Here is a 6591-nt window from a genome sequence, read left to right on the forward strand (position 1 = left end):
AACAGTGAACTCGGCTGGAAGCACTTCTCGGGGAGCCACAACATAAAGAAGTGCAGTGTCGTCAACACTGCACTGAAGAACCACCCCGTGAGCCGTGCAGGATCCCGCCTGACATATGAAGGGTTCGTTGTCGGCGAGGAAGGACACATCAAAGTCATCGCCATCGTCCAGTACGCCCGCAAAACTTCGGACGGTCGGTACGACGCCGGGCGGGGCGAGAAGATCGGGGTCATCACTGCGTACTGCGAGGGTGTGAACAAGTGTCCCGCCTGGGTCAATCAGTGAGGTTTCCCCGACGGTGATCACTTCCGGATTCCGCTGAGGACGAGGCGTCGGGATACGGACCGCATGGGCTGCGGCGGGTTCCTGACCGAGTGCACGCGTAGCCCGGCCAGGTGTTCCTCGCCGGCGTCCGCGGCGACGCCGCGTGCGGGGCGGAGCCGGGGCAGCGCCCGGGGACGGAGATTTCTCCTCCCCCGGGCGCTGCCCTGTTGGGGGATGACACCCTCCGGCGTCAGCGCCGTTCCCGCCGTACATCGCCAGCTGCCAGCCATGCCGTGCCTGCGGTCCCGGCCCAGCGCGAGGCCCGCCGCGAGTACGAGAACATGGTCAGCGCACTCACGCCCTGACCATGATCGTTCTCACCGATAACTGCTGTACTGATGTTCCCCGAGGCCGATGACGCCCCGGGCCGACTTCCCCACCGAACGGGTTCGGGGCACCCGGGGAGGCGTGAGCAGCGCGCCGATCGTCGTGCATCGGCCCTCCCTTTCGGGCGGCCGGAGAGTCACCGTGCACAACAACGGGCGCGACGAGATCCTCGGCACCGCCTACAACGACCACGACTTGGTCGAGGGCGTCGGCGTCGCCGATCCGGAGGCCATCTGGGATGACCCGCATTGGATGGAGTGGCGCGGCAGCCCCGCCCACGAATTCAGCGCCGCCTGACGACCGAGCGGCGGCAACGGCCGTCTCGGGCAAGTACCGGTTGCTGGACCAGGACCCCTACTGGGTGGACTTCCCCAAGTTTGCTCACTGCGACGCATCCAAGGTGACCGTGGCCTGCACGGTTCCCAAGCCGTAGGTTGCTGAACGCCGGCGGGGGCGCCCGTAACCCTGGGGCTCCCGCCGGTCACGCATTCCCCGAAAGAGAGAAAATGGCCATGCCTGACAGTGTGGAGTGGATCGCCGACGCATGGAGCGCCAGGGGCCTGTACATCACCTGCGCCCGTGGCCTCAGCCCGCAGCAGTTGGCTCAACGCATGGCCGATCACGAGCCGGTGCAAGTCCAACCAGATGCCACCCTCCAGGAAGCATCCAGCATGGTCGATCTGGCGCAGGTCTTCTGCGTGGGGCGCATCGGCCAAGCCGGGGACTGGTCGTTCGTCGTGGAGAGCGGAGGCAGCGAAGGCTGGGCCCTGGACCCGGCCGTGTCCCGTGGCGCCGAGGTACTGATCTTCGATCCGCGCCCGGACGACCCGCCCGCCTTCTTCAGCTACCACGCCAACGGCGAGGTACAGCTGCACTTCGAGCTGGGCGCCGGCTACGACCCCGCCGGAGCCCAGCCCGATCTGCTGCGCCTAGCCCTCGAAGTGGCCGGGGTCATCCCGCCACAAGAACTCTGTCGACGACATGCTGGGTGCGGATGAAGAGTTGTCGACGCGTGAACAGCAACGTCGGGTGCTGGCGGTCATCGGCGAGCACTTTGGGCTGTCCCTGCCGCAGGAGTCCATCGAGAACGGACGTCTCCCTGTCGTGGTCATCCGCACCTCACCTCCCTCCTCCTGGTAGCAGAAGCACAGAGGTGGAGGGCGAGTATGGAGACCTCGCGTCCAGCGCCCGAGCCGAGGCCGGCTCCGGCTCGGGCGCCTCTGCCGGAGCGGGGGAGCCCGGCCGCCCAGTCGCCCAGCCGCTGCCACGGGCGCAGCCGCCCGAGCAGGTAGCCGACGGCGAGCGTGGCGGCCGCGGTGACGACGACGCCCATCACGACCACCGCATGCCGATACTGGAGAGCTGCTCGCGCCGGTCCTCCGACAGCGTCGCCGCACGCGAGCGCTGGTTACTGACCCACGCCCCCAGACGGAACTGCAGTTCCCATCCCTCCTCTGCGAGCACGGTCTCCACGTGCTTGCGGGGGACGTTCAGATGCCCCTCACGCTCGTAGAACTGCTTTGCGGCTGCCAGGTTGGCGGCCCACTTGCGATCTCTCGGGTTGGTGTCGGTGGTGGTGAGAGTCGGTCGTGCTGGTCCAGGGGTTGGTGTTACGGGGCTGGTCAGTGGGTGTTTTTGGGTGGGTGGGCTGCTGTCATGGGGTGAGAGATTGAGGGGTGGGATCGCTGTCGTGGGGCTTTATCGCATGGCAGCTGATGCTGTCTCAGGTTTGAGAGTTCTTACCTACCCGATCCGTTTCTCACCCAAGGCCGGTGCACGGTGACGCGCCGCGCACCGGCACGCCGCCGCCGGCGGCGGCAGACCAAACGCCAGCAGCGACAGCAGACCCAGCTCCTGCTGCTCCTGGCGGCAGCGGCAGTGGTGTACATCGTGGTGACGTGGCTGCTCGCGCACTGGTGGGTGCTGCTCCTGCTGGTGCTGGCAGGCACCGGAACAGGCGCAGCTCTGCTGTATCACCGGCGGCAGAGGGCGCTATGGCAAAACGTCCGCCGACAGGGATTGCGCTACCACCTCCAGCAGCTGGACGCCCTTGGTCACCGCGACTTCGAATACGCGGTGCGCGACCTCATGCAGCGTGACGGCTGCAGGGATGCCCGCCAGATCGGCGGCGCCGGTGACAACGGCGCGGACGCCCTGGCCACCGACCCCCTGGGCCGCAAGTGGGTCATCCAATGCAAGCACCGACAGAACGGCACCCAGGGCTCAGCCGTCGGCACGCCCGACCTGCAGAGGGTCAACGGCACCGCCCGCCAGCTCTACGGCGCAGACGTCGTCCTGGTCGTCACCAACGGCCGCTTCTCCACCCGCTGCGCGCCGCTGGCCGGGCAGCTGCACATGCACCTGGTCGACCGACAGCTACTGGCGGTGTGGGCGGCCGGGGTGCGGCCGCTATGGGAACTCCTGCCGAAAATCCCACCGCCGCGCCGCGCCACACCCCTGAGCTGAGCCGGTCCGTCGTGCACGTCGTCGTGCTGGAGTTGGTCACCACTGCGGTAACCGGCTCCAGCTTGCGGTAACGGTCGCGCCCACGATGTGCGGAAGGATGCCTCACGCCGGGGCTGGTTACTGCACCGGAGCAGGAACACGGTTGCTGTGGTCGTCGCCGGCGAACAGCCGCACCATCAGAGACCGCACTCGGTTCATCTCGGCAGACAAGTTGGCTACGCGCGCGTGGAACTGGCTGCTGTCCAGGTCGAGACGTTCGCACTCCTTCACTACTTGCGCCGTGATCCTTTTCAGCACGCTGGCGGCCTTGGTGAGCGTAAAAAGGGCGTCTCGAAGCTCGAGCTCCCGGTTGGTCACCGTTTCTGCGAGCCTGCACAACTCGCCATGTTGAGTGGACAAGCGCAGTTGCACGCGGGTGTCGAAGCCGTTCTTGCGGAGCCACTCCCTGAGTGTGCTAATCCCCCAAGCCAGACTCCTTAGTCCCTTCACGATCTCGAATACTTGGTAGTTGTGCTCCAGCTCGTCCATGGCTTGGGTCAGAAATGCACCCGTCCCCAACGCTGGGTCGCATAGCTCTTCGTTGCTTTCCGCTGCATCGGCCTCAAGGTCGAGCAGGGGTAGTAGATGGCGGGGTGCGGCGTCTGCGGTGAAGGACGCGAAGACAGCGGCGCGCCCCGCGTCGAGGTCAGCGGCCTCATCGAGTCGGGACAAAACCGCGTCGTCCACCGCTCCGAGCAGGGCGTCGAGTGCGGTGTCACTGTTGGAGTACGTCACTGTCCACCTCCGTTTGCCAGTCCGAGCTGGTCCTTGAGCCTGGCTCGGGCACGGCTGAGGTTCTGCCGTACGGCTTCCGCGGTCATCCCTAGTTCGGCGCTTATCTCGCTAGTGGTGAAGCCGTCCAGGCTCCAGGCGAGAACCCTCCTCTGAGCGGGCGGAAGTGAAGCAAGCGCCGAGTAGACCCGGGCCTCCTCCTCCCGAAGTTCCACCGTACGCAAAGGGCATGCTCCGCTCGCTGGCTGTTCAGGTGGTGTGCTGGTGAGCTCTTCCCGACTGATGGGGTTGCGTAGGTACAGGCGGAAAGCGACTTTGCGCAGCCAGGCTGCCGGGAACGCGATGTCGCTCCACTGCGGGAACGCTTCGGTGAAAGCCCCCTGAGCAGCCTCCGCAGCTTCGTGTGCACCAGCCCCTTGCCGCATCAAGTGCCGGATGAGCCGCGTCAGGTGCTGCTCGTAATACCGGGCGAAATCCACACGGGCGACAGTGCCAGATCCCCCTGTCCCAAGGGCAGTCGCCGCGGGCGGACAGATCGGCTTTAAGGAGGGGACGAAAGCCATCTGCTCGGCTGGCCGAGCGGCCGGCTCCCGAAGGCGTTGCGCCGCCACGGGGAAAATCTCCGGCTCAGCCATGAGCCGCCTCGCCGCTCGAACCGATCTCGATGCGTAGCTCTTCGTCTGCCCGCCGCTCGAGGAGCACGCTTCCAGGCGGCAGCGCACGGACCCGTTCACTGGCGCCCTGCTGGCGCAAGCGGACCAGTTGCACGTGGGTACGGCTGCTGATCCAGCGGTACAGCAACCGAATCATCAGCAAGCCACCGAGGCCTGCCAAACCGATGGCTGTCTCCGGCACATCAACCCCCTTGTTCGCCGCGGTGCGGATGCGCCGCGGTCATTAGGGAGTGCAGTTGACCGACTCACCTGTGACATCTACAGCGTGTGATGTGCAACACAAAAGTGAACCCATGTGGCGACCTTGCCCGAAGACTCGGCGGAACCGGGTCGGTGCTTCTCTCCCAGGGCGGCAAGCTGAAGGCAACCCGGCTGTAGCTGTTTCATTGTCGCCGGGGGATGGTGATGTTGGGCAACTCCTTCACCAGTTGCTCGATGTGTTGTACGTCGAGATCGCCGAAGTGGGCGGCCACGTCCTCGACTGTGAGTCTGGGGTTCCGGGCCACCAAGTCGACCAGCACGGAAACACGGACTTTCTTCAGGAGGCGGTGGGCGGTGCTCTCCGACACTCCTAGCTGTAGGGCCACCTGCTTGCCTCTGGTCCCCGGGTCATGTTTGACCATCTCGCTGACGGAGGCCGTAAGGCTTTCCCGCACCTGGCTTGGCAGGGGCGGGGGAAGAAGCCGGGCACCGTCGTCCTCGGCACCCGCACGCGCGTCGTCGTGAGTGGTCTCGGTGGGAGAGGACAACTCCGTCGCCCCATGCGACGAAGGGTTCCCCGTGCGCAAGGACCGGAGCAAGGCCTCGACCGTGGCAGCCGGAACCCCTGCATAGAGCGCACGAGCAGCAGACTCCATGACTTGGCTGAACGCGCGCGAGGCTGCATCAACGCTGACGCACAACACGTGCAACTCCGAGGCGGGATCACTCATGCAGGGACAACGACATCGTCCGCGACGAGCAACGCCAGCCACGGACTGATTCGCCCCCGCCCGGGGCGGAAAACCGTGCCCGCTCCTGAGGACATGCCACCCGCCGTTTCCACACCCTGGGCGGCACCAGAGGGTCTCTCAGGGAAGTAGTCGGCGTGCCTGCACCCCCTTGACCAGCGTTATGAGCAGCGGCTTTCTGCCTTGGCGGCTGAAGGATGAGGCGCCTCGTAGGGCGTCTTGTACGGCGCCTCGTAGGGCGCCGCGGCGGTCCCACCCGTTTACCACGCGAGGGGTATGGGTGTGATGCGCTTACCACCGCAGCGAGCTGCGGTGGTAAGGACGACTCCCGCCCCCGACGGCCGGTGGGCGGAGGCGGCACCGAGTCCGGCGCGTGGACCGAGACCCGCACCTCCACCGTCGGCGTCCGCGTCGGGGAAGTGTAGGTAGTCAACTGACCATCCGCGTGGTACGGCATCGGCCCTCTTCCGGCAGGGGCTGCGTCGGCGGGACGCTGAGGAGATGGCAGGCAGGAAGACACGCCACTGCGCGCAGTGCCGGGCGCTGCTGCCGCGGGATGCGGGGGCGAACCGGCGGTACTGCGATGCCGCGTGCCGCAGCCGGCACTGGCGGCGCGTGCAGCGGTACAACGAGATCTACCGGCGGGCTGTCAGAGGCCTGGGACTGATCAGGGGCGAGATCCTGTGGGCACAGGGCCGCTGCCCGGTGTGTGGTGTGCACGTCTCCATACGCAAGCGGACCGATGCCGTGTACTGCTCGCCGAAGTGCCGTACACGGGCGTGGCGTCGGCGGCGGGATGCTCCGGACGCGGGCGCGTGATGCACCGTTGCCGTAGCCGTCACCCGATGACGGCTAACCGCCACGATCGATCATGAAATGTGCAGCGGTCCTCGCCCCCGGGGTATGACGGGACCTGGCAGCCGCAACGGACACGGCAGCGGGTCCGGCTTCGGCAGACCCCTCTGTAGGTAAGTAGTCGGCGGCCCGAGCGGCCTCGCGCGGACCCCTTGTCTCCCTGCTCAGGCCGTATGTCGGCAGTCCGCACATGGCGCCGACCGATGCGACCCAGGGCGCGACCA

General features: G+C 66.6%; 8 protein-coding genes and 1 pseudogene. 4 read left to right on the forward strand and 5 right to left on the reverse strand.

Annotated elements, in window-relative coordinates; genetic code table 11:
* The 3 genes and pseudogenes from ACF062_RS38345 to ACF062_RS38355 all read left to right on the forward strand — a co-directional run.
* Positions 1-285: pseudogene (locus tag ACF062_RS38345) on the forward strand (hypothetical protein); the annotation flags it as partial.
* Between the two features lie 507 nt (positions 286-792).
* The gene (locus ACF062_RS38350; protein WP_392144735.1) at positions 793-948 is read left to right on the forward strand and encodes a hypothetical protein; all 156 of its coding nucleotides are present in this window, start codon (positions 793-795) and stop codon (positions 946-948) included.
* Positions 949-1157: 209 nt separating this feature from the next.
* Entirely contained in the window at positions 1158-1649 is a 492-nt protein-coding gene (locus ACF062_RS38355) for a DUF6461 domain-containing protein (RefSeq protein WP_392144737.1), read from the forward strand.
* A 334-nt stretch (positions 1650-1983) separates the two neighbouring features.
* Here ACF062_RS38355 and ACF062_RS38360 read toward each other — a convergent pair whose 3' ends face one another.
* Positions 1984-2334, reverse strand: a complete 351-nt coding sequence (locus ACF062_RS38360) for a helicase associated domain-containing protein (protein WP_392144749.1) — start codon at positions 2332-2334, stop codon at positions 1984-1986.
* 96 nt (positions 2335-2430) lie between these two features.
* Here ACF062_RS38360 and ACF062_RS38365 point away from each other — a divergent pair, with 96 nt between their 5' ends.
* Complete coding sequence (locus tag ACF062_RS38365; protein ID WP_392144739.1) at positions 2431-3117, forward strand: restriction endonuclease; 687 nt, start codon at positions 2431-2433, stop codon at positions 3115-3117.
* A gap of 117 nt (positions 3118-3234) precedes the next feature.
* Here ACF062_RS38365 and ACF062_RS38370 read toward each other — a convergent pair whose 3' ends face one another.
* The 4 genes from ACF062_RS38370 to ACF062_RS38385 all read right to left on the reverse strand — a co-directional run bounded on the left by ACF062_RS38370 (position 3235) and on the right by ACF062_RS38385 (position 5494).
* Complete coding sequence (locus ACF062_RS38370) at positions 3235-3891, reverse strand: hypothetical protein (protein ID WP_359646150.1); 657 nt, start codon at positions 3889-3891, stop codon at positions 3235-3237.
* Complete coding sequence (locus tag ACF062_RS38375; protein ID WP_392144741.1) at positions 3888-4523, reverse strand: RNA polymerase sigma factor; 636 nt, start codon at positions 4521-4523, stop codon at positions 3888-3890. The genes ACF062_RS38370 and ACF062_RS38375 overlap by 4 nt, the downstream gene beginning before the upstream one ends.
* Positions 4516-4743 (reverse strand): hypothetical protein, encoded by a 228-nt coding sequence (locus ACF062_RS38380; RefSeq protein ID WP_392144743.1) that lies wholly within the window; start codon positions 4741-4743, stop codon positions 4516-4518. Before ACF062_RS38380 ends, ACF062_RS38375 begins: the two co-directional genes overlap by 8 nt.
* A 202-nt stretch (positions 4744-4945) precedes the next feature.
* The gene (locus ACF062_RS38385) at positions 4946-5494 is read right to left on the reverse strand and encodes a hypothetical protein (protein WP_392144745.1); all 549 of its coding nucleotides are present in this window, start codon (positions 5492-5494) and stop codon (positions 4946-4948) included.
* Positions 5495-6591: the final 1097 nt, after the last annotated feature.

This window comes from Streptomyces sp. NPDC015345 (genome assembly GCF_043078805.1).
Classification (GTDB): domain Bacteria; phylum Actinomycetota; class Actinomycetes; order Streptomycetales; family Streptomycetaceae; genus Streptomyces.

What these genes read in the sequence shown, in the direction of transcription:
- ACF062_RS38355 (WP_392144737.1), top strand. Translation starts at nt 1,158, where the DNA reads ATGGCCATGCCTGACAGTGTGGAGTGGATCGCCGACGCATGGAGCGCC.
- ACF062_RS38385 (WP_392144745.1), bottom strand. Translation starts at nt 5,494, where the DNA reads ATGAGTGATCCCGCCTCGGAGTTGCACGTGTTGTGCGTCAGCGTTGAT.
- ACF062_RS38375 (WP_392144741.1), bottom strand. Translation starts at nt 4,523, where the DNA reads ATGGCTGAGCCGGAGATTTTCCCCGTGGCGGCGCAACGCCTTCGGGAG.